The following is a 19,385-nucleotide window of genomic DNA, read 5'->3' as shown; positions in this document are numbered from 1 at the left end:
AACTATCGGGTCGGCTGTGACTCCAACGTTTCCGCATCCATGATCGGTGCCGCGGGCGGAGCTTCCAACAGGCGACGCGGATTCTGTTCCACGCGCATGGTGAGGACTCCTCCCATGAAGCTTATCTCATAGTTGCGATCGGAAAGATCGACCTTACTGATGGCCTCGCGTAATCTCTGAAACTGCCTGCGGGCCTTGCGATAAATGTAGACGCATCCGCCGATCCCCATCATCAGCGCAGCCAGAAAGACCCACATGGGTGTCGCCAGTACCTTGCCGATGGCCATGATGATTCCGACCAGCGCCAGAACAAAGAAGACCTGCAGGATGATGATCATATACAGGTAGTAAATGCCCTGATTAATATCTGTCTCACGGCTTTCCTCTTCTACCACTTTTTGCTTTCGTCTGAACAAACGATTCAACAACATGCTATCCTACCTTGAGAAAAGCTCTGGGGCTCATTGCTCTTGAGCTTCATTGATGGAGCCGGGCAGCAGCGGAGGCGATTCGGCCTGTATGAGCAGCTGTTTTTCGACCCGAAATTTTTCGATATCAAGTTGATTTTCCAGCATTTTCTTCGATAGCTTGTAGCGCAGAAAAATGACCCAGGTCACCAGGAACGCAATGAACAGGGAAGCTCCCAAAAAAAACCATTTGAATTCTCGGATGGTCACGATGCTGATTTTGAGAAAGTCCCCCAAAAAGTTTGGCACCATCCACAGGAGCAGCACAGCGACCACCAGAAAAAAGCCAACATGAAAAATGGAAAACCCATTGAAGAGATGGAACAGGGATCCAAACCGATTGGTCGTTGCAGATTCGGAATCGCTCTGGGGTTTGTCCTTCTCTTCGCCGTAGAGGAGGTTGAGGTACACTTTGACCACAAAGGAGACGAGCAGCACCAGGCCGACGGGAATACCGACCGCTGCCGACAACCAGGCCCGGAAAGGGAACGGTTGTGAGTCGGTTTGAATCTGGATCTGGTAATTTTCCAGGGGACCAAAGGTATTTTCGAAGGTCATCCGCTCATAGCTGGTTAAGGAGGTCCCCGCGGTCTCGTATTTGATCGCGCCGTTGTGGTCGGTTACCACGACACGCGTCTTCTGTCCGGCCTGGCTGGCGGCGGCCAGATAAATCAGCAACTCCAGCACAAGGAATGCCAGCACGGCAATCGTCAAAACAATTTTCTGGTAACGTTTACCCTCGAAAAGATCCAGTAGGCGCACTTTCTGTGACATGGCTCTCGATTCAATCGCTGCAAATAGTTAACTTGTGGAATGTCTCCAGGCTAACACCCGGCCCGGAGAGTGTCAAACGAAAACACTTTCCTCCTACATGCCTTGCGGCTGCCGCCGTTGGCGAAAATATATTAACCGGTCCGGCCGGCTTTTCAAAGCATCGCTGCCGATATTTTTCAGTGACGGGGCGGCATCCCCGAGAAAAAAACCAGCGCCCTACAGGAAGTGATGATGCCATCCCATAAGGCGCTCGATGGATCCAGCAGACATGACACGGTTTGTCGCTCGGCCGGGTAGTGACAAACCCGCGATGGGCTAGTGCGGGTTCAATTCCTTTTCTCGCGGGAACAGCGGCAAGTAGCGGTAGGCCAGCGAGATCACCAGGGCGCAATAGGCCAGCATGGCGATACCCGGGGCATACTCGTACATGGTGGGGATGTAGACCTGCCAGCTGTCAAACGGCATGACCGGGACGGCGAGAGCTTGTACGGTCATGACAAAACGGTTGATCACGACGCCGATGCAGGTGAGGGCAAAGGCGGTAAAGAGCAGTCCGTTGCGTGCCCTGGCTTGGGGAATGAGCAACATTATGGCGGGAATGATTCCGCACACGATCAATTCAACGACAAGCAACCAAATTCCGTAAGGCTCGCGGTAAAAGTCGGTCAATTTAAAGCCGAAGCTTGGGGCCAAATCGAGCGCCCAATAGAGGGTGTCGGCGATTTTCAAGACCATGTAGATTGAGAGAAAGGCGGCCACGATTTTAGCGATGAGATCGTACACGCTGCGGTCTACCAGTTGCTTCCTGCCGGCCTTTTCAATGGTTCGGCAGATCAGGGCGGTGAAGGCAGGGCCGGAGGCGACGGCGGACAGAATAAACAGGAAGAAAGTCCACGGCCAGATAAAGAAACCGGTTCGGTAGGCGAACGGTCTGCCGAACAGAACGCCGGCGACTCCACCCAGGGATCCCTGGTGAAAAAAACTGAGAAAAGTCCCGGTCAAGGCAAAAATCGCCATAATTTCGTGCAGTGAATGACCGAACAGATGCAAAGGCTTGATGGCATCCAGTTTGCGGTTTTCCAGGATGAGCGGCACGAACTCAATGACCAGCACAATGGCATAACAGGAAATACAAAAGATCACTTCGGTGAGCATGGAATGCACATTAGCATGCCAGTATCCAAACCAGCCGCGCAGAGGCTGACCGATTTCCAGCAACAAAACGGCCAGGGCGCCTGTATAACAGACAAAACCGACCACTACGGCGAGATTGATGATCTTGTAGAGCTCTTTTAAGGCCGGAAAGAAGCGTGACATCCCATAAAACAGGAAACCGGAAAAGAACGCACCAGCCCCCAGAGCGATTATAGCCAGGTCGATGGTGATGTAGAATCCAAATCCGAAGTAATCGTTCAGTCCAGTAACGTTCAAAGCCTTCAGGAGGACTACGATCCCTGCGTAGACACCCCAGCCGATTACAGCGAACAGCACCAGTAACCATCCTGCGAAAACCGGAAATGGGCTACGCTTAACTCCATCAGGAATCAATGCCTTATCCATCCGCATCCCCTCATGTATTGAAAGTCTCAGGTCAGCGCCCTCCGGGCGGGTTGCTATACTAGCTCTCGGACCGCAAATTTATCCACTTCATCCCGCTTACAGGCTTGCATTGGCCAGATTATGCAGCCATGGGTGACGGCTGAGATAGTAGACCTTGGGTTCCGTGTTGAGCTTGCTGAGCAAGCGGAAAGCGCGTTCACTTTTGGCCAACCTGGCCACTTCACTGTGCTCATCCAAGAGATTGCCAAAGGCAATGGCTTGGCTCGGGCAGGCTTCAACACAAGCCGGCGTGTAGGTCACTTCACTCATTTCAAGGCCGTCCAGATAAGCTTTGGAACGTGCAGCGTTCAGCCGATGGCTGCAAAAACTGCATTTTTCCACTACCCCGCGCATCCTGGTACTGACTTTTGGGCTGAGCATCTGCTCCATGGGCTCGGGCCAGGCCGGGTCCCACCAGTTGAAATCCCTCGCATGGTAAGGACAAGCCACCATGCAGTAGCGGCAGCCGATACAGCGCGGGTATATGTGCCCGACAATGCCTGTTGCTTCATCTCGCACCGTGGCATTGACCGGACAGACGAAGGTGCAGGGTGAATGATGAGGTGCATTGCAGTGCATGCAGGGTCGCGGCAAATAGCTGAACCGGTAGTCCGGGTGCTCGGCACCATTGTCCAGGTAGTACACTTCCATCCAGGTGATCGACCGAAGCTTATTGGACTCATCGGGGCGGAATGATATGTTGTTCTCTGCCTGGCACGCTACACTACAGGCCATGCACCCGGTGCACTTGTCCAAATCGATCGCCATTCCATAGAGAACACCGCTTTGCGTATGTCCATTGTCACTCACAGATTACCCCCCTTAAGCGCGAGCCAATTGGGCGCGGGTTGCCCAAACCGTTCCCATGCCGGTGATGGGATCCATTTGCACTTCAATGATATCGTTTATATTGATCCCTTTATCTTGGATGTATTCATCGTAGGCCGTATGTCCCAGCCCATGCACCACACAAACGGTGCCAGGGTGTGCACCCGCAAAAATGCGAATACGCACTTTAACTTCCCCTTCAGGAGTCGTCAGAGTGGCTCGATCACCCTGCTTCAGTCCCAAAGACTTGGCGGTTTCCGGATGAATCTCCACGAACAGGTCATTGCCCTTGAGCAAAAAGTCCCACAGGGTCTTGGTCATGAAGGGTGGATTGGCCAAGTACTCACTGGAAATATTGAGACGGCGGTACCCCATCATGAGCAGGGGAAAAGCCTGTGCGTCGCCAGAGGGTGTGAGGGGGGCAAAATGGGGGAGGTAGACGGCGGCGTCCTCCACATTGACGCCCCTGTTTTGCAGCGAGACGCAAGCCAGCTCATATTTGCCCGATGCGGTGTTGATCTGCTGCAGCGCATCAACGGGGGGGCCGTACCAGCACAGCCCGGACGTCAATTTGTTCCACAGGTCTTTGGGGTTCTTGTAGTTGCTCTTGGGCGCCTGCCCGGATTGCAGCGCCCAGGGTTGCACACCGGGCTTGCCGGCAAGGGCGCCGGTTCCTGCCGCGGCAAGCCCTTTGACGCGACTCTGCAAAAACGCTTCGAAATTTTTCCACGGCAGGGAACCTTTGACGGTTCCTCCAATCGTTGCCGCCAGTGCCAGGATTACGTCCCCCGTGTGTTTGGTTTGCAGGCGGGGTGGCAGAACAGGCCTGGACACCGCATAATATGCGTACGGAACGCCCGGCAGACCGATCACGTCATCGTAGCGCTCAAGAGCCATGTGATTGGGCAGAATAAGGTCGGCCTGCAGCGCGGTTTCGTCCATGTAGGAGGTGAAGGTGACGACGCTGCTGATTTTTCCCAGAGCTTCCTTGATGAGACGGTTTTCAGCCAGGCTGTACACTGGATTGGCTTCATAAATCATCAACATCTCAACAGAATAAGGGGATCCCCCGCGATTGATTGTATCCAGGAAAGCATACAGCCCATTCCCCGGCAGCGGCAGCTGTCTGGTTTGAGTCAAATCCAGCCTGGGTTGCTGCAACCCTCGATAAGCCCATTGGTCCATCTGGACTTCGGGAAGGACTTCCAGGGGAACCGGAGGTACCAGGGAAACCATACCGCCCGGCTGCATGTTGCCCTTGAGCAAATTCAAAGCCAGGAAGCTGAGATCCGAATAGATATTGTCGGGGGTTTTCCCGCCGTCTTCGCCCCAAATGGCGACCGCGTATTCCTGGGCTGCAAACTGTCCTGCAATTTCTTCAATTCTTGCCGCCGCCACGCCCGTCCATTCAGCGACCTGAGCGGGCGCATAGTTCTGCATGACCAGACTCTTGAATCCCTGCCTGGTGTTTCCGCCGGCATCGATCCAGTCTTCAAAGCCAACCACCTGGCTGGTCATGAAAAAGTCATCGTACAGATGGTTCTTAATCATCACATGGGCTATGCCCAGAGCCAGGGCACATTGCGTGCCCGGCTTTACGGCGATCCATTCATCCGCCTTGGTCGCGGTCAGGGAAAGGCGCGGTTCGATCTGCACAATCTTGGGTTGGGCGATTCCCGCCCGTTCCTGCCTCCACTGTCCGAAGACCGATTGCATGCGGGCGGGGGCGCCCCAGCCTTCGAGCAGGTTGGCACCAAAGCTCAACACATAGCTGGCCCGCTCCAGGGCAAATGCGGGAGTCGCCTCGTGCCCCAGTGTGAGCATGCAGGCCAGTTCAAGACTGTCCGCATGGCTCGGCATTTGAAACAGGTTGGGTGAACCGTAGGCGGAGAAGAATTGCCGCCACAAATGGAACATACTGCTCCGGGGGCGACCGCTGATGCCGGCAAGTCCCTGGGAATTGCCGCTCGTCCGCATTTTACCGAGTGCCGCGCCGACCTCACCGATAGCCTGTTCCCAACTGATCGGCTGAAAGCCGCTGGCATCGCCACGTGCCTTGGTTTGCTTCAGCGGTTGTGAGACCCGGTAGGGTGCGTAGAGAAACTGGCATCCGGATGCCGCCAAAGGGCATACGCCGCCCTGGTTGACGGGATTGGCGGCATTTCCTTCGATGTAAATGGCGTTTTTCTTGTTCACCAGGTGCACCTGGATTCCACAACCGCCGTCGCAAAAGAGGCAAGTGCTCGGCACTTTGCTGACCAAGCCTCTTTCAGGGGATGGCCGCCAGGACCAGTTCTGGCTCCAAATAGCAGAATCGTCTGCCAGTTTCCACGGCAATGGAGACAGGAGGGTGCCCCCCACCGCGCCCGCAGCAAATTGTAGAAATGCTCTACGACCAAATTTCATGCCATTAACCCTCTCAGTAAGGCAGCTAATGTCCCAAGCCAGGGATATCCATCAGAAAACGCGGCCGCTATTTGTGACACGTCTGGCAGGCATTGCTTGCGCCCCGCTCAGCATGGCACTTTTCGCATTCGACCATTTTCATTGTTGATTTGCTGTAACCTGTCCACCTGTTTTCATATAAAATCGGGAGCTTCTCTTCATCCGCCGTGACATCGCGATGACACTGCACGCACTCCAGTTCGGCGGCCTGGTGCGGCGCATGGCTGAAATAAACGTTGTCCGGTTGCCACCCATAAACCAGCCAGGGAATCTCGCGGTCCTTCTGAATGTATTCTTCCACCAGAATGCGCTCTTGTTCTGAATCCGTCATGGGTTCTTCATGGCACTGCCGGCAGTTTTCGATGCCAGGGGTTCCGGAGTAAGAGCCGTCCGGCAGAAAATAGTGGCAATCCTCACAAGCACTGTCCTCATGTGCTGCGTGACTGAAGTTCATGGGCTGAGTCTTTTGCGAGTAAAGGACCTTGGGAAAGACGACCCAACCCACAATTAAGGCCACGATTAAACCGGCAATGAAAAACAGTCCTCCCAACATCGTCCGGCCGGATGTGCTTCTTTTCTCTTCTTTCATAAGGCAGCCTCGGCTATTACAATCAATGTGTTTGAGTGTTCAGCAAGGTATTGATTCGTAGGCGTCGGACCTGGCATCAAAGGAGCCATAGCAAAAACATTTTTTCACAAAGGAAACGCCCCCTTTTACTCGCTTCAGCGCGCGTTTGTCAAGAAAAAATGCGGAATTACGGCCGGTTTTTGGGGTTACGGCGCAGGCCAGCGGTGCCCTTCGTCTTCCAGTGGTTGGGTGAGGTGACGGGTATAATTTATGGGTAGTCATTCCCCGGTTGCTAAAGGGCAACGCTTGTCGTTAAATAACTGGGTCAAGAACTGCCGGAAGCATCGCGCACCAGCTCGATTCTGTAAAGTGGGACGGTAGGAGAGAGGCTTCGGGAGCCGGCAGGAATTTGTTGGTGGAGCTTGAAAAAATGCGAATAATGACTTTCAATTTGCGCTTTGAAAATGACAAAGACGGCAAAAACAGTTGGTCTAACCGCAGAGGTCTTGTTGTTGAGGTGATCCGAAAATATGCTCCCTGCGTTCTGGGCACGCAGGAAGGGACGCGCAAGCAGCTTTCCTATTTGCAGGATAACCTGCCGGATTATTTGATCAGTGCTCCCGAACGAATTTTCGATGCCACCTGTCAATATCCGACTCTGTTCTATCGTGTCGCTAAGTGCGGGCTGCTGTCCGCTGGAGAATTTTGGCTTTCCAAGACTCCGCGGCAACATCGGAGCAAAAATTGGGACAGCGCCTTTCCGCGTATGATGAGCTATTCCTTGTTGCAGGACCTTGACGCCAACAGGCCATTCTGGGCGGTAGTCACACATCTTGATCACATGGGCGCGGCGGCGCGGCGCGAACAGGCGAAAATCATAGCGCACTGGGTGGCGCAGAAAACAGAACCTGTGGTGCTCATGGGCGACTTCAACGCCGTTCCCGGATCACCGGTACACGACTTGCTGGGTTCGCGCCGGACGGGGCTGCGTGACACCTGGCAGGCCCTGGGCAGACCCGAGGACCAGGCGAGCATGACGCATCATGGTTTTGCGGGCATTCCCCAAAGGGGCCGGCTGGATTGGATCATGGTGAGCGAGCAGTTCCGCGTGTGCCGGGCGACTATCGTGCGTGACCGGTTCCAAGCCGGATATCCGTCCGATCACTACCCCTATATGGTTGAACTGGAGTGGCGCCGGGAGCCCGTTTGAGCAGTGAACGAGCGTCATCGAGGTCAACCTCCGAGGGAGTCAATATGAGGGAGTACGTATGAAGGATGTTATCAGGGTTGCGATGATTCAGCCCAAACCTTACCCGACCTTCGATGATCCCAGAAATCTTGCTCACGCTTTGATCATGCTGGAAAAATGCAGAGGCGAGCAGCTGGATGTTGTCTGCTACCCGGAATATTTTCCCTATCAGGGAGATTCCGAGCTGGCAGCCGCAGCGCGGCAATACGGCACCTACATTATTGCCGGGCTGGTGGAGGCAGAAGGGGACAAACTGTATAACACCGCTACGCTGTTTGATCGAAAGGGGCGCATTTTGGGAAGACAGCGCAAGAGGAACATTGGCGTTATGGAAAGGGATCGGTTGGGTATTTCACCGGGTGACGGCGTGTTTCGCGCTTTCCCGACAGATTTCGGCAAGATTGGAATGCCCGTTTGCATCGACCTCTGGGGGCAGCCGGAGGCCGCTCGACAGCTCACCGACCAGAACGCCGACATCATCTTCAACATCAGCCTCTTCCCCGTTCTTCGCGGTCACTGGAAGCGGGCGGCACTGGTCAGGGCGTTCGACAATTTCATGCCGATCGTCGGTGTCAATACGGCGGACTATAATGCCCTGGTGCAAGGACGACGTATCCATCAACACGGGGGACATAGTTTTGCTCTCCACCCGCCGAAGCTTCTGGACCGGCATGATTTCAACCGGTGGTTCCGCAGCCTTGACCATGTGGACGAGTGGGTGCAGACGGAATTGAGCGAACTGGAGCAGATCCACATCGCTGAGATTAGCTTGAGCAGTGCGCGGCAGTTTCGCAGAGAGTTTTGGAGTCGGCTCGGTTTTCAAAGAAATTGAAGGCCTGCCGTCACTAACGTGGTATTTTTCAGTGGAATGAGGAAAGCATCTTGTTGGGTCAAATCCTCGCTGAGCTCCCGGAGATTTCCCTGCTCGAACTGGGCTGGCTGGTGATCGGCCTGGGGATGGTCTTTTTTGGGCTCAGCTTTTTTTTCTACCTGCGCAGAAGAAGTGCCATGCAGCAGACTGTCAGGCGTGTTACCCGGCAGTTCAACGGGGTGCCTGTGAGGATCCTCGCCTCCCGGGCGTATTTTTGCGGCATGAACCGCCTGTGGGACAGGCAATGGAAAGGAAACGGGGTTTTGCTGCTGACCGGGAAAAGACTCTACTTTCGCCTGTGGGAAAGAAATCTTGACCTGTCGATTCCGCTGAAGCGGGTAAGAAGGGCTGAAATAGTCTACGAACGGGGACCTTTTCTTTTACCCCGGAGGCACATCAGGGTGGTATATCAAGGCATGGACGATCATCTGAGAACCGCCACGTGGCATGCTGACAAGCCCTTTGACTGGCTGCAGATGATTCAAGAGACTCTTAGGGAGAACGGTTCACATGAAGAGGCAACACCGCAGGAACATCTATCTCACGATGAAAACGCTTGAACAGGCGCGGACGATATGGTCTGCGGAAACCTCGAGTGTGCGGGCGCCGGTCGAAACGATACCGGCGGCAATGGGATTGGGGCGCGTGACGGCCGCGCCGGTAACGGCCAGGCATTCCGTCCCCCACTATCATGGTGCGGCCATGGATGGAATCGCCGTGCAGGCTGAAGACACCTTCGGTGCGAGCGATGTCAATCCAGTGCGACTGGTGCTCGGGCACAATGCCCATGCGGTCGATACGGGTGATCCTTTGCCGTCCGGCACGGATGCGGTGATCATGATCGAACACGTGGAACAGGTCGGGGATGCAGCGGTGGAAATCAGAGGGGCGGCGTTTCCCTGGCAGCACGTCAGAAAAGTCGGTGAGGACATCGTGGCGGGAGAGTTGCTGATCCCGCAGAATCATCGACTGAGGCCCGCTGACCTGGGTGCGCTGCTGGCCGCCGGGGTCACCAGCGTGTCTGTCTTTACCCGCCCCAGAGTGTCCATACAACCCACCGGCACCGAGCTGATTCCTGCGGACCGGGCATCTCAGGCGAAGCCGGGAGAAATCATCGAGTTCAATGGCGTCGTACTGTCGGCCATGGTTGCCGAGTGCGGGGGGGAACCTTTGATGCAGCCAGGGATCGTGGACGACTACGAGAGTATCAAGCTTGCGTTGCAGCGTGCCGTGGACTCAGACGCCGATGTCGTCCTGGTCAACGCAGGTTCTTCGGCGGGTAGTGAAGATTACACGGCGGAAGCCATCGGCGAGTTGGGTGAAGTTTTTGTCCATGGCGTGACCATGATGCCCGGCAAGCCGACCATTCTGGGCATGGTCAAAGGCAAGCCGGTAGTCGGCATCCCCGGCTACCCGGTTTCGGCCATATTGGCCTTCGAACAGTTTGTTCGCCCGCTGCTCTTTGCCATGCAGGGATTGGCGCCCCCTGCGTTTGCTCACGTGGAGGCAAATCTTGGCAGAAAAATGCCTTCACGACTGGGCCTGGAGGAATTTGTCCGGGTGATTTTAGGCAGAGTTCGGGGTGATCTGGTGGCCATGCCCTTGCAGCGCGGTGCCGGGGTCATCACCTCACTGACGCGGGCTGACGGCATGTTGCAGGTGCCTCAGGAATCCGAAGGCCACGATGCGGGAGAGAGGGTTCGGATCAGACTGCTGCGCCCGGAAGAAAGCCTCGAAGACACCCTCATAATGATAGGAAGCCATGACAACACCATCGATGTGCTGGCCAACGAGTTGAAGATACGCAACAGCCGCCTGCATCTTTCTTCGAGCAATGTGGGAAGTCTCGGGGGGCTGCTGGCGGTTCGCAGGGGCCAGACACATTTTGCCGGCAGCCACCTGCTGGATACGGAAACGGGTGACTTCAATAGTTCCTACATTGCCCGCTACCTGCCGGGCGTGCCTGTGCGCCTGGTGGAGTTGACCATGCGCCGGCAGGGGCTGCTGCTGCTTGCCGGCAATCCCAAAGGGATCAAGGGCGTGGAGGATCTCCGCCGGCCGGACGTGCGACTCATCAACCGGCAGGCGGGATCGGGCACGCGGATACTCCTGGACTACCAGCTGCAGCGGCGCAATATTTCTCCTGACGACATTGCCGGGTACGATCAGGACGAATTCACCCACATGGCTGTCGCAGTGAATGTTCTGAGCGGCCGGGCCGATACCGGCATGGCCATCTTTGCGGCGGCAAAGGCTCTGGGACTGGATTTCATTCCCGTGGCAGAAGAACGCTATGATCTGGTGATTCCTGACAGCAGCTGGGATGATCCCAAAATGCAACTGGTCCTGGAGATCATCGGCACGGCTCATTTCCGCCGGAGGCTTGCCGCCCTCGGCGGCTATGACGCATCGAACTCGGGCCGGGTGGTGGGCCGCTGGGATGGGCAGAAGTGGCTGTAGAGCCGCGAGGAATGTTCCATGCCGGAGTATTCATTTGTTGTGGGTTTTTTTGAGGTTCAAGGGGAATATCCAAAGCGATGACCTTGCGAGCAGTTTGAAGATTGCACGCCGATGATCAGGAGACAGCATGGTCGAGTATGAAAACATCATCCGCATGGACGCGGAAGGACAATTGCGGGTTCCCGATTCAGTGATCATTCCATTCATCGAGGGTGACGGCGTTGGTCCGGACATTTGGCGAGCTGCCCGGCCGGTTTTCGATGCAGGGGTGGCAAGGGCTTATGGAGGCAAACGCAGCATCCGCTGGATGGAAATCTTGGCGGGAGAGAAGGCCAATCGGGAGACCGGCAGTTGGCTGCCGGAAGAAACCCTCGAGCAAATCAAGAAATGCCGCATTGCCATCAAAGGCCCGCTCACCACTCCCGTGGGAGAAGGAATCCGCAGCATTAATGTAACCTTGCGCCAGGTGTTGGACCTCTACGCCTGTGTGCGGCCGGTCAAGTACATTCCAGGCTTGCCCAGTCCACTGCGGCATCCGGAACGGGTGGACATGGTCGTGTTTCGAGAAAACACCGAAGACGTCTATGCGGGACTCGAGTGGGAGGCGGGGTCTGCCATGGCGCAAAAGCTCATCGAACTGGTCAGGCGGGAGGATGGTCGGGACATTCGGCAAGACTCCGGAATCGGATTAAAACCCATCAGCAAGTTCGGTACGGTTCGGCTGGTGCGCAGGGCGATTCAATTTGCTCTGGACCACAAGCGGCGCAGCGTGACCCTGGTGCACAAGGGCAACATCATGAAATTCACCGAAGGTGCATTTCGCAAATGGGGCTATGACTTGGCCAGGGAAGAATTTGCACAATCTGTCGTGAGCGAGGAGGAAGTCGCCGGCCGTTTGCGGGGAAAGGTTCCCGGCGACCAGCTGCTGATAAAGGACCGCATCACCGATGCCATGTTTCAACAGATTCTGCTGCGACCGGAAGAGTATGACATCCTGGCGATGCCCAATCTCAACGGCGATTACATGTCCGATGCTCTGGCGGCCATGGCCGGGGGGCTCGGCATGGCACCCGGCGCCAATATCGGCGACGACTATGCGATCTTTGAAGCCACCCATGGAACCGCTCCCAAGTACGCCGGGCAGGATAAAATCAACCCCGGATCCGTCATCCTTTCCGGGGCGATGATGTTCGATCACCTGGGCTGGGAAGAGGCTGCGACATTGGTTCGACACGCGGTGATGCGCACAATTGAGGATAAGACGGTCACGTACGATCTGGCCAGGCAAATGGAGGGAGCCAAAGAGGTGAAGAGCTCGCAGTTTGCTGAAGCCATTATCGGCAATATGTGATGCCACCAGCACCCGGCACGAGGGCTGGGGCAGCGATGGCTAATCATTATCGGATCGTTGACAACCAGCCAAGAAGTCTTACTATATCCTCGAACAGGAGCGGTGAGACGGGTGACCTCGATTGGTTAAGTGTATGAAAAAAACGGATCGTGACGAATGGAAAGATGGAGGTTGCCATGAACATGAACGTAAATATCGATGAACTGAGGAAGCAGAGACGCCCTCTTTGGATGACAAACTATGGTCAGGAATCCTATGCAGACATGCTGGGAGGCGGTGGTGACGTATACTTTGACAGGCTGTATCCCGAATGGATGAGAGATTACGGTAGCGAATATTCCGATGAGGATGAGGCGTAACACCTGCTGCCGGGTGAGCTATGGATTGACCGGTGTTATTTGCATACTCCGCCCAAAGTCAAGGGACTTTGGGCGGTTTTATTAGTTCCCCCCTCCTTTGCAACACCTCCCTGCACAATGCTGGCAAGGGTGCAGCATCTTCCGCGGCACAACTTGGATCGTGTCACAACCTGAATCGTTGACTTTCTGGTTCACATTTTGTAACAAGGTGCGTGAGCGCTAAAAAGAGCAACATTGTGACCCCATAGCCGCGCCCAAATTTGACCTCCAGCCATGTGCCACTCCGAGGTTTCGAGGTGCTTCTCTTCCACACGGGAAGAGAATGTGCGGTTGATTTCCCTAACGCAGGAGCAGACACGTATGATGCGAATTGTCAAATTGACGACGCTTAGCTTGCTGGCCCTTTCCGTTTACAGTCTTCCCACGGTTCACGTTCCATCCCGGTTAGCCGGTCTTACCCCGACCTTTCATCAGGTGACGGTGACCGCCTATACCAATACTTCTTCATGTGGCAAAGGAAACCCCAATGTTACGGCTTCAGCCGTAAAGATTAATCCGAGCCATTACCGAAGGCTGGTGGCATTGAGCAGCGACCTTGCCAAACTTTACGGCTTCGGGGATCGGTTTCAATTGTGGATCAACAAGAAACTCTACCAGGTCACTTTCCTGGATTCCATGGCGAAGAAACACCGCAAAAAAGTGGATCTGTTGCTTCCTTCCGTTGAGGCTTGCCGAAAGTTTGGAAAAAGATCAGGGGTGCTGATTCCTCTCAATGAAACGTAATTCCCGGCTCTCCAGAGTGTTCAAGAAAATGAGTTCGGCTTCCAGGTAGGCGTTGGGTTGCGTCACGCGAAACGCGTAGCTTAACCCAACATACACCGAGAATATTATCTTGGAAGCTGTAAAGTGCTCCCGCCCGGGACCTTGTACTGACCACAGCCATTTTGCTCCAGAAGGCAAAGCCCATCCGGCCGCTTTCTGTGATCAGAGCGGAGGACATCCAGCGTTTGCGGGAACGGCTGTGCGGGCGAACTGTGCAGGCGGCTGGCCGGGGTGCTGAGATGTCAGGAAAACATGTCCAATCCACCGCGAACCGTAGCTGTCATTGGAGCAACCGGCTATGTGGGCGGCCGGCTGGTTCCAGCGCTGCTCAAGAAGGGCCATCACGTTCGAGCCGTGGCCCGCTCCTTGGAAAAATTGCGCTGCCGATCTTTCGCCGCCTCGCCACAACTGGAAATCGTCGCGGCCGACGCTCTTGACGAAAACCGGTTGGGCGAGGCGATGCGAAACTGCCGGGTCGCCTATTATCTGGTCACCCATGCGGGGACGACGAGGGGTGACGTGGCGCACAAAAACCGCAAAGCGGCCCGGAATATGGTCCGTGTTGCAGAACGCGCGGGGCTTCACCGGATCATTTATCTTGGTGGCCGGTCAGCGCAAGACAGCTTCAAGTCTTCCGGGCACCTGGGTTCGCGCGGGGACGTCGGGTGGATTCTTGCCTGTGGAAAGGTGCCGGTCACCTGGCTCAAGGCCGCACCGATTCTTGGATCGGGCAGTCTTTACTTTGAAATGCTGCGTGCTCTGGTCGAGCGACTGCCGGTGTTGCCTGCCCCCCGGTGGACGGTTACCCCGGTGCAGGCCATCGATATCGGCGATGTCATCGCCTGCCTGCTGGAGTGTCTCGACAACCACGCCACGATCGGCCGGACCCTCGACATCGGCGGCCCCGAAAGCGTTAGTTGGCGGGATGCTTGTGTCGTTTATGGGGAGGAAGCGGGTCTGCCCGGAAGAATCATCATTCCTGTTCCTGCAACGGCCCCGCGTTTGAGTGCGTACGGGATCAGCTGCGTCACGCCGGTACCGATGCGCCCGGCGCTTTCTTTCATCGAAGGATTACTGGATGATGCCGCGGTCGATTACAACCGGGCAAGACAACTCATCGGCGTGGACATGACCTCTGTGCGCCATGGCATTCGAAGGGCGCTGCAGGAGACCAGGCAGCAACTGACGCAAACGTGTTGGAGCGACGCCGGAGAAATCAGACCTCCAGAATGGCTGGCCTGTTCGGCAGCCAGGTTCGGTTCGGCCAATATCTATGAATGCAGCTACAGGGCGATCCTCGAGTGCCCGCCGGAGGAGGTTTGGCGTTTGCTGAAAGCGGCTGGGGGGCGCACCGGCTGGTACTTCGGCAATAGTCTGTGGAAAGCGCGCGGCTTGGTGGACCGGCTGCTTGGTGGAGTGGGTTTGAGCCGCGGCCGGAGGAGTCAGGAAGAGATCCGTACGGGCGATGCACTGGATTTCTGGCGGGTGCTTTTGGCTGAAGAGAATGTGCGGCTCATCCTGTTGGCCGAAATGAAGACGCCGGGCGAAGCGGCCCTGATATTCAGTTTGAGACGCTTGCAGGATGGCTGCGAGTTGGTGCAGACGGCCCGCTTCCTTGGCCGAGGCGTGGGCGGCTTATGTTACTGGTATGCCATGGCTCCATTTCATGCCTTCCTGTTTCAAGGGATGCTGAAAAATATAGCGTATCGAGCGGGTTGCGGCCTGCGGGCGGGTCCCGAAAAGTTTGTGGGACCACACGAAAGCTGCCGCCTGCCGAGCAACTGGGGGCAACCCAACTAGTTTTTGGTTTGGGTTTCGTGTCGCCGCGTGTGTATCAGATCGATCATTATACACTTGTGTCTCAGGAAACACCCCGGGGTTGCCGGGGTGACCCGGGGTGCTCCACAGGCACCCTTGCGGGGCCGCTGGTGAGGACCGGAGAAAAGCATGGAATCTCCTTGTTTACTCCCTCTGTGAAGCCTGCCGGGGGCCGGCCGCCGGCGTGCGGGAGAGTCATTTTCGGGAGCCTTTGGCATGGTTTGTGCCTATTGATTTGACAAGGGGGCGTGCCAAATGGGCACGGTATGAACGGCAACAGGATGGATATTCGAGCACCATTCATGTGGCTCGATGCAGAGCGCTGGTCAGTGCTGTTGTGTGTGTATTGACAGATTTTGGAGGAGTGATTGTATGCCAAGTTTGAAAGGATCGCAGACGGAAAAAAATCTTTTGGCCGCTTTTGCCGGTGAATCGCAAGCGCGAAATCGTTACACTTTTGCTGCAAGTATTGCAAAAAAAGAGGGTTTCGAGCAGATCAAGAATATTTTCCTGGAAACTGCGGAGAATGAAAAGGAACATGCCAAACTGTTTTTCAGGCTGCTGGAGGGAGGCGAGACGATCATCACCGCCGGTTATCCGGCCGGTGTGAACGGGGACACCCTGACGCAATTGAGGTCCGCTGCAGAAGGCGAAAAACTCGAGTGGACCACTCTTTACGCCGGCTTTGCAGAGGTCGCCGCACAAGAGGGCTACAAGGAGGCGGAACAGGTTTTCAAGCACGTGGCGGAAGTGGAAAAATGGCATGAACGCCGCTACAACAAATTGATCGAAGCGGTCGAGGGGGGCCGAGTTTTCAGGAAGCAAGACAAGGCTCACTGGAAATGCATCAATTGCGGACGTGTGCTGGAGGCAACGGAAGCCCCGGAAAAATGCCCCACCTGCCAGCATCCGCGGGCGTTTTTTGAGCTTCTGGCGGAAAATTATTAGGCGGTGAGCACCATCTGAAAATCCACGCTATGCTCAATCGGCTTGACGCGCAGGCGACACGTCGAGCCGATTTTTCCCGCAGCAATTCCCCCGCCGGCCATCGACATCGCTACTACCGGCCTCCCTGGCAAGCGCGCAGCTGTTCGAGCTTTGCCATGGCCTGGCCGTTCGCCAGTGCTTGCTTGGCCAGGTCGGTTCCTTGTCGATAGCCGGGCGCAAGACCCGCTGCATACAGCGCTGCAGCGGCATTCATGCAGAAGAAGTCGGCTGTCGGCGTGTCGTAGTGGCCACGCAGAACATCCATGATGGCTGCAGCGTTTTGATGGGCGTCCGCCCGGCTGCTGATTTTACTGAAATCGACCATGGGCAGTCCAAAATCTTCCGGGGTGACTTCGTACGTATTGATGGTCCCATTGCGCAATTCCACGACTCTGGTGGGGCCGGCTAGGGAAAACTCGTCCATGCCAAGGGAGGGGTCCATGCCTTCCACCATGCCGAACGGCGCAAGGGCGACAGACATGTTGATTTCCTTGAGCACCGCAATGAGCTGGTCGCAAACCTGAGGTGCATAGGCGCCGATCACGATGCAGTTGTTCTGTTCACAGGGGCGCGTCAGCGGTCCGATGATGTTGAAGGCGGAAGTGAAGCGCATGACTTGAATAAGGCGCGCCCAGCCGGATTTTAGGAACAGCTCGCCGGGCAGATAACAAATGCCGTATTGGGTGAGGCATTGTTCCGCCTGCTCCAGAGGTGCGTTCAAATCGATGCCGAAAATCTCGAAAATGTCCGACGCACCTGACACGCCGGTGACCAGCCTGGCTCCCTTCTTGGCAACGGTCAGGCCGCACCCGGCGGCTATAAGAGCGGCGGGAGTGGAGCAGTTGATGGTCTTGAGCGGGTCCGATCCGGTTCCCACAATGTCGCACACAGGGCCACTCAACTGCGTGTGGATTTTGGCGGTGTCATACCGATCCAGTGCGTCCCATGCGCCCGACAGTTCTTCCGTCGTGGGCCCGCGGGTGATATGAGCCATCAGGAACGCTCCCTGTTGAAGTTCCGGCTGCTCGTTCAAAATGACTTGCCGGTAGGCTTCCGAAGCTTCCTCACGGGTCATGCATCGGTGTGCCGCCACGGCGCATATCAGGCGACCGAATTCCCTCAATTTATTCTCTTCGATCATCATTTGTCCTCGATCTTATGCCAATTTAACCACAAACTTCAGTGTCTTCCCTGCAAGGATTTGCCGCAGCGCATCCTCAACCTCATTCAGGCCGATGTGCCGCTCGATCAGCAGATTCACCCGCGCTCGATGGTTCCAAAGCAACGTCACCGCCTCCTGAAGCTGTGATGAAGTACAGCCATAGGCGCCCACCATGCGCAACTGGCGGTAATGGATCTCGTTGATGACCTCGACGGGAATGGCTGCCGCGTTGGTGATGCCGCTGAAAACGCAATAACAGCCGGCGGTTGTGAGCCGTTTAATCCCCGCGGAAATGGCTTCACGCGCAGGCGCTGCGTTGATGACCGCGTCAAATGCCAAGTCCGATCGGTTGTCGTGGGAGGCTATGTTCAAGCCCTTTCTGAATTGGTCGCTGCGCTTCAGTTTGGAGTCGCTCCGTTCGCTCATCCAGGTTGCTGCACCTCGTGCGGTGGCTGCCATGGCCATCAGCAGTCCGACGGGACCGGCGCCGTAGATGAGGAGCTTTTGGCCGCCGCGCAGGTTCGTTTGCTCAATTGCGTTCAGTGCACAGGCCAGCGGCTCCGCCAGGCACGCCAGCGCATCGGGCAGGTCGGCGGGGAGAGGAATCAGGCTGGTTCTTGGTACGGCGACAAACTCGGCCAGGCCGCCGTTCCTGTGAAACCCCAGGATCTGCATTTGTCTGCAGAGGTTTTCCCTTCCGTTCCGACATTGAGTGCAGCTTCCACACGAACTGCCGGGCCAGACAGCATAGCGTTGTCCTGTGGCGACCTCGACTCCACAAATTTCGTGGCCGAGAACTCTCGGGAGCGTCAAGTCGCGATGCCCCTGAGCGAACATTTTGGCATCGGTTCGACACAGGGCACAGCGGGTTACCCGTAACAACACCTCGCCCGGCCCCGGTTGTGGGAGCGCTGTGTGGGTCGGGATCAGGGACCCCGGCTGCTTGAGCTGCAGGCATTTCATGACCGTTGCCGACTGCCGAGGCGGTGCACCGTTTGCCGGTCCGTTTGCGCTCTGGTCTATCACGGCGGGGTCAGGGGGCGGGCGGGACGGTTGGCGGAGATGCCGAGATTTGCCGCAAAATTGGGGATATTTTGTGGAGAAAGTTGATCGGTCACATAGAACTTGAGAAATCTTGCGTCACTCAACAGCTGCAGTATGTAGCTCATGTGTCCCATACAGCCGCTGGAATCCAGTTGGCGGATGGCCAGTTGCACCTGTTCTGCAGCTTCCCACGCCTGACGATGGACAGTCGGACCGGTGGTTCCGCAGCGCTGAATGGAATACAGCCTGCGGCAGCTGAAGGGGCGCACAGGATAAATCATACAGCTGTTGTCAGCCAGCAAAAAGGCACAGCGGGCGAATTTGGATTCCCGCTTGGTCTTCCTGTTTTGCTTCAGCCGCTTCTGCACCTCTTTTTGAACGGCTGCATCAAGGGATTTCAACTGCTTGAGGATGATCATGCCTTCCAGAGTGACAATGTCCACTCGGCCTACCGATGTGCAGCAGTCAGCACAGCCCTTCTCGCACACTGCGGAGGCGAAAAAGGGCCTGGCGAGCTCAGCGTATTTGTCGTAGAGCGCAAAAAGCCGTGATTTCTTTGCTTCGATGTTCATGGTTCAGTG

18 protein-coding genes are annotated in these 19,385 nt (G+C 56.1%); 9 read left to right on the top strand and 9 right to left on the bottom strand.

Annotation, left to right across the window (positions count from 1 at the left end; genetic code table 11):
• Positions 1-2: 2 nt before the first annotated feature.
• From K1V27_RS11550 to qrcA, 6 genes are all read right to left on the bottom strand, one after another.
• Positions 3-431, bottom strand: a complete 429-nt coding sequence (locus K1V27_RS11550; RefSeq protein ID WP_258930155.1) for a hypothetical protein — start codon at positions 429-431, stop codon at positions 3-5.
• 30 nt (positions 432-461) lie between these two features.
• Positions 462-1,241, bottom strand: coding sequence for a hypothetical protein (locus tag K1V27_RS11545; protein WP_258930154.1), 780 nt, complete (start codon positions 1,239-1,241; stop codon positions 462-464).
• Positions 1,242-1,556: 315 nt separating this feature from the next.
• A complete protein-coding gene (qrcD, locus tag K1V27_RS11540; RefSeq protein ID WP_258930153.1) occupies positions 1,557-2,801 on the bottom strand; it encodes a menaquinone reductase integral membrane subunit QrcD in 1,245 nt (414 codons plus the stop codon).
• Positions 2,802-2,897: 96 nt separating this feature from the next.
• Positions 2,898-3,608, bottom strand: a complete 711-nt coding sequence (locus K1V27_RS11535) for a 4Fe-4S dicluster domain-containing protein (RefSeq protein ID WP_353740569.1) — start codon at positions 3,606-3,608, stop codon at positions 2,898-2,900.
• Between the two features lie 54 nt (positions 3,609-3,662).
• Positions 3,663-6,074, bottom strand: coding sequence for a molybdopterin-containing oxidoreductase family protein (locus tag K1V27_RS11530; protein ID WP_258930151.1), 2,412 nt, complete (start codon positions 6,072-6,074; stop codon positions 3,663-3,665).
• A 67-nt stretch (positions 6,075-6,141) separates the two neighbouring features.
• Positions 6,142-6,702 carry a menaquinone reductase multiheme cytochrome c subunit QrcA gene (gene qrcA, locus K1V27_RS11525; RefSeq protein WP_258930150.1) on the bottom strand — a complete coding sequence of 187 codons (561 nt, stop codon included), beginning with the start codon at positions 6,700-6,702 and terminating at the stop codon, positions 6,142-6,144.
• Positions 6,703-7,111: 409 nt separating this feature from the next.
• On the opposite strand from qrcA, the gene K1V27_RS11520 reads away from it, so the two are divergent.
• The 9 genes from K1V27_RS11520 (at position 7,112) to rbr (ending at position 16,559) form a co-directional block, all read left to right on the top strand.
• Entirely contained in the window at positions 7,112-7,891 is a 780-nt protein-coding gene (locus tag K1V27_RS11520) for an endonuclease/exonuclease/phosphatase family protein (protein WP_258930149.1), read from the top strand.
• A gap of 58 nt (positions 7,892-7,949) precedes the next feature.
• A complete protein-coding gene (locus K1V27_RS11515) occupies positions 7,950-8,762 on the top strand; it encodes a carbon-nitrogen hydrolase family protein (protein WP_258930148.1) in 813 nt (270 codons plus the stop codon).
• Positions 8,763-8,812: 50 nt separating this feature from the next.
• Positions 8,813-9,361 (top strand): hypothetical protein, encoded by a 549-nt coding sequence (locus K1V27_RS11510; RefSeq protein WP_258930147.1) that lies wholly within the window; start codon positions 8,813-8,815, stop codon positions 9,359-9,361.
• The gene (locus K1V27_RS11505) at positions 9,312-11,261 is read left to right on the top strand and encodes a molybdopterin biosynthesis protein (protein WP_258930146.1); all 1,950 of its coding nucleotides are present in this window, start codon (positions 9,312-9,314) and stop codon (positions 11,259-11,261) included. Before K1V27_RS11510 ends, K1V27_RS11505 begins: the two co-directional genes overlap by 50 nt.
• 127 nt (positions 11,262-11,388) lie before the next feature.
• A complete protein-coding gene (gene icd / locus K1V27_RS11500; RefSeq protein ID WP_258930145.1) occupies positions 11,389-12,612 on the top strand; it encodes an isocitrate dehydrogenase (NADP(+)) in 1,224 nt (407 codons plus the stop codon).
• Between the two features lie 176 nt (positions 12,613-12,788).
• Positions 12,789-12,971: a hypothetical protein gene (locus tag K1V27_RS11495; RefSeq protein ID WP_258930144.1), complete on the top strand. Its 183-nt coding sequence runs from the start codon at positions 12,789-12,791 to the stop codon at positions 12,969-12,971.
• A 360-nt stretch (positions 12,972-13,331) separates the two neighbouring features.
• Positions 13,332-13,754, top strand: coding sequence for an RlpA-like double-psi beta-barrel domain-containing protein (locus tag K1V27_RS11490; RefSeq protein ID WP_258930143.1), 423 nt, complete (start codon positions 13,332-13,334; stop codon positions 13,752-13,754).
• A gap of 291 nt (positions 13,755-14,045) precedes the next feature.
• Positions 14,046-15,593 (top strand): SDR family oxidoreductase, encoded by a 1,548-nt coding sequence (locus tag K1V27_RS11485; RefSeq protein ID WP_258930142.1) that lies wholly within the window; start codon positions 14,046-14,048, stop codon positions 15,591-15,593.
• Between the two features lie 390 nt (positions 15,594-15,983).
• A complete protein-coding gene (rbr, locus tag K1V27_RS11480) occupies positions 15,984-16,559 on the top strand; it encodes a rubrerythrin (RefSeq protein WP_258930141.1) in 576 nt (191 codons plus the stop codon).
• Positions 16,560-16,671: 112 nt separating this feature from the next.
• Here rbr and trpD read toward each other — a convergent pair whose 3' ends face one another.
• The 3 genes from trpD to K1V27_RS11465 are packed head-to-tail and all read right to left on the bottom strand — an operon-like array spanning position 16,672 to position 19,376.
• On the bottom strand, positions 16,672-17,739 hold the full coding sequence (gene trpD / locus K1V27_RS11475) for an anthranilate phosphoribosyltransferase (RefSeq protein ID WP_353740568.1): 1,068 nt from the start codon (positions 17,737-17,739) through the stop codon (positions 16,672-16,674).
• 15 nt (positions 17,740-17,754) lie between these two features.
• Positions 17,755-18,723: an alcohol dehydrogenase catalytic domain-containing protein gene (locus K1V27_RS11470; RefSeq protein ID WP_258930139.1), complete on the bottom strand. Its 969-nt coding sequence runs from the start codon at positions 18,721-18,723 to the stop codon at positions 17,755-17,757.
• A gap of 59 nt (positions 18,724-18,782) precedes the next feature.
• A complete protein-coding gene (locus tag K1V27_RS11465; RefSeq protein WP_258930138.1) occupies positions 18,783-19,376 on the bottom strand; it encodes a YkgJ family cysteine cluster protein in 594 nt (197 codons plus the stop codon).
• Between the last annotated feature and the right edge of the window lie 9 nt (positions 19,377-19,385).

The organism is Desulfoferrobacter suflitae, assembly GCF_022603395.1.
GTDB lineage: Bacteria > Desulfobacterota > Syntrophobacteria > Syntrophobacterales > Syntrophobacteraceae > Desulfoferrobacter > Desulfoferrobacter suflitae.
This window is presented reverse-complemented; position numbering and strand designations above follow the sequence as displayed.

Coding starts and splice junctions, on each gene's coding strand:
- K1V27_RS11550 (WP_258930155.1), bottom strand. CDS start 431: ATGTTGTTGAATCGTTTGTTCAGACGAAAGCAAAAAGTGGTAGAAGAG.
- K1V27_RS11545 (WP_258930154.1), bottom strand. CDS start 1,241: ATGTCACAGAAAGTGCGCCTACTGGATCTTTTCGAGGGTAAACGTTAC.
- qrcD (WP_258930153.1), bottom strand. CDS start 2,801: ATGGATAAGGCATTGATTCCTGATGGAGTTAAGCGTAGCCCATTTCCG.
- K1V27_RS11535 (WP_353740569.1), bottom strand. CDS start 3,608: ATGGCGATCGATTTGGACAAGTGCACCGGGTGCATGGCCTGTAGTGTA.
- K1V27_RS11530 (WP_258930151.1), bottom strand. CDS start 6,074: ATGAAATTTGGTCGTAGAGCATTTCTACAATTTGCTGCGGGCGCGGTG.
- qrcA (WP_258930150.1), bottom strand. CDS start 6,702: ATGAAAGAAGAGAAAAGAAGCACATCCGGCCGGACGATGTTGGGAGGA.
- K1V27_RS11520 (WP_258930149.1), top strand. CDS start 7,112: ATGCGAATAATGACTTTCAATTTGCGCTTTGAAAATGACAAAGACGGC.
- K1V27_RS11515 (WP_258930148.1), top strand. CDS start 7,950: ATGAAGGATGTTATCAGGGTTGCGATGATTCAGCCCAAACCTTACCCG.
- K1V27_RS11505 (WP_258930146.1), top strand. CDS start 9,312: ATGAAGAGGCAACACCGCAGGAACATCTATCTCACGATGAAAACGCTT.
- icd (WP_258930145.1), top strand. CDS start 11,389: ATGGTCGAGTATGAAAACATCATCCGCATGGACGCGGAAGGACAATTG.
- K1V27_RS11495 (WP_258930144.1), top strand. CDS start 12,789: ATGAACATGAACGTAAATATCGATGAACTGAGGAAGCAGAGACGCCCT.
- K1V27_RS11490 (WP_258930143.1), top strand. CDS start 13,332: ATGATGCGAATTGTCAAATTGACGACGCTTAGCTTGCTGGCCCTTTCC.
- K1V27_RS11485 (WP_258930142.1), top strand. CDS start 14,046: ATGTCCAATCCACCGCGAACCGTAGCTGTCATTGGAGCAACCGGCTAT.
- rbr (WP_258930141.1), top strand. CDS start 15,984: ATGCCAAGTTTGAAAGGATCGCAGACGGAAAAAAATCTTTTGGCCGCT.
- trpD (WP_353740568.1), bottom strand. CDS start 17,739: ATGATCGAAGAGAATAAATTGAGGGAATTCGGTCGCCTGATATGCGCC.
- K1V27_RS11470 (WP_258930139.1), bottom strand. CDS start 18,723: ATGAAATGCCTGCAGCTCAAGCAGCCGGGGTCCCTGATCCCGACCCAC.
- K1V27_RS11465 (WP_258930138.1), bottom strand. CDS start 19,376: ATGAACATCGAAGCAAAGAAATCACGGCTTTTTGCGCTCTACGACAAA.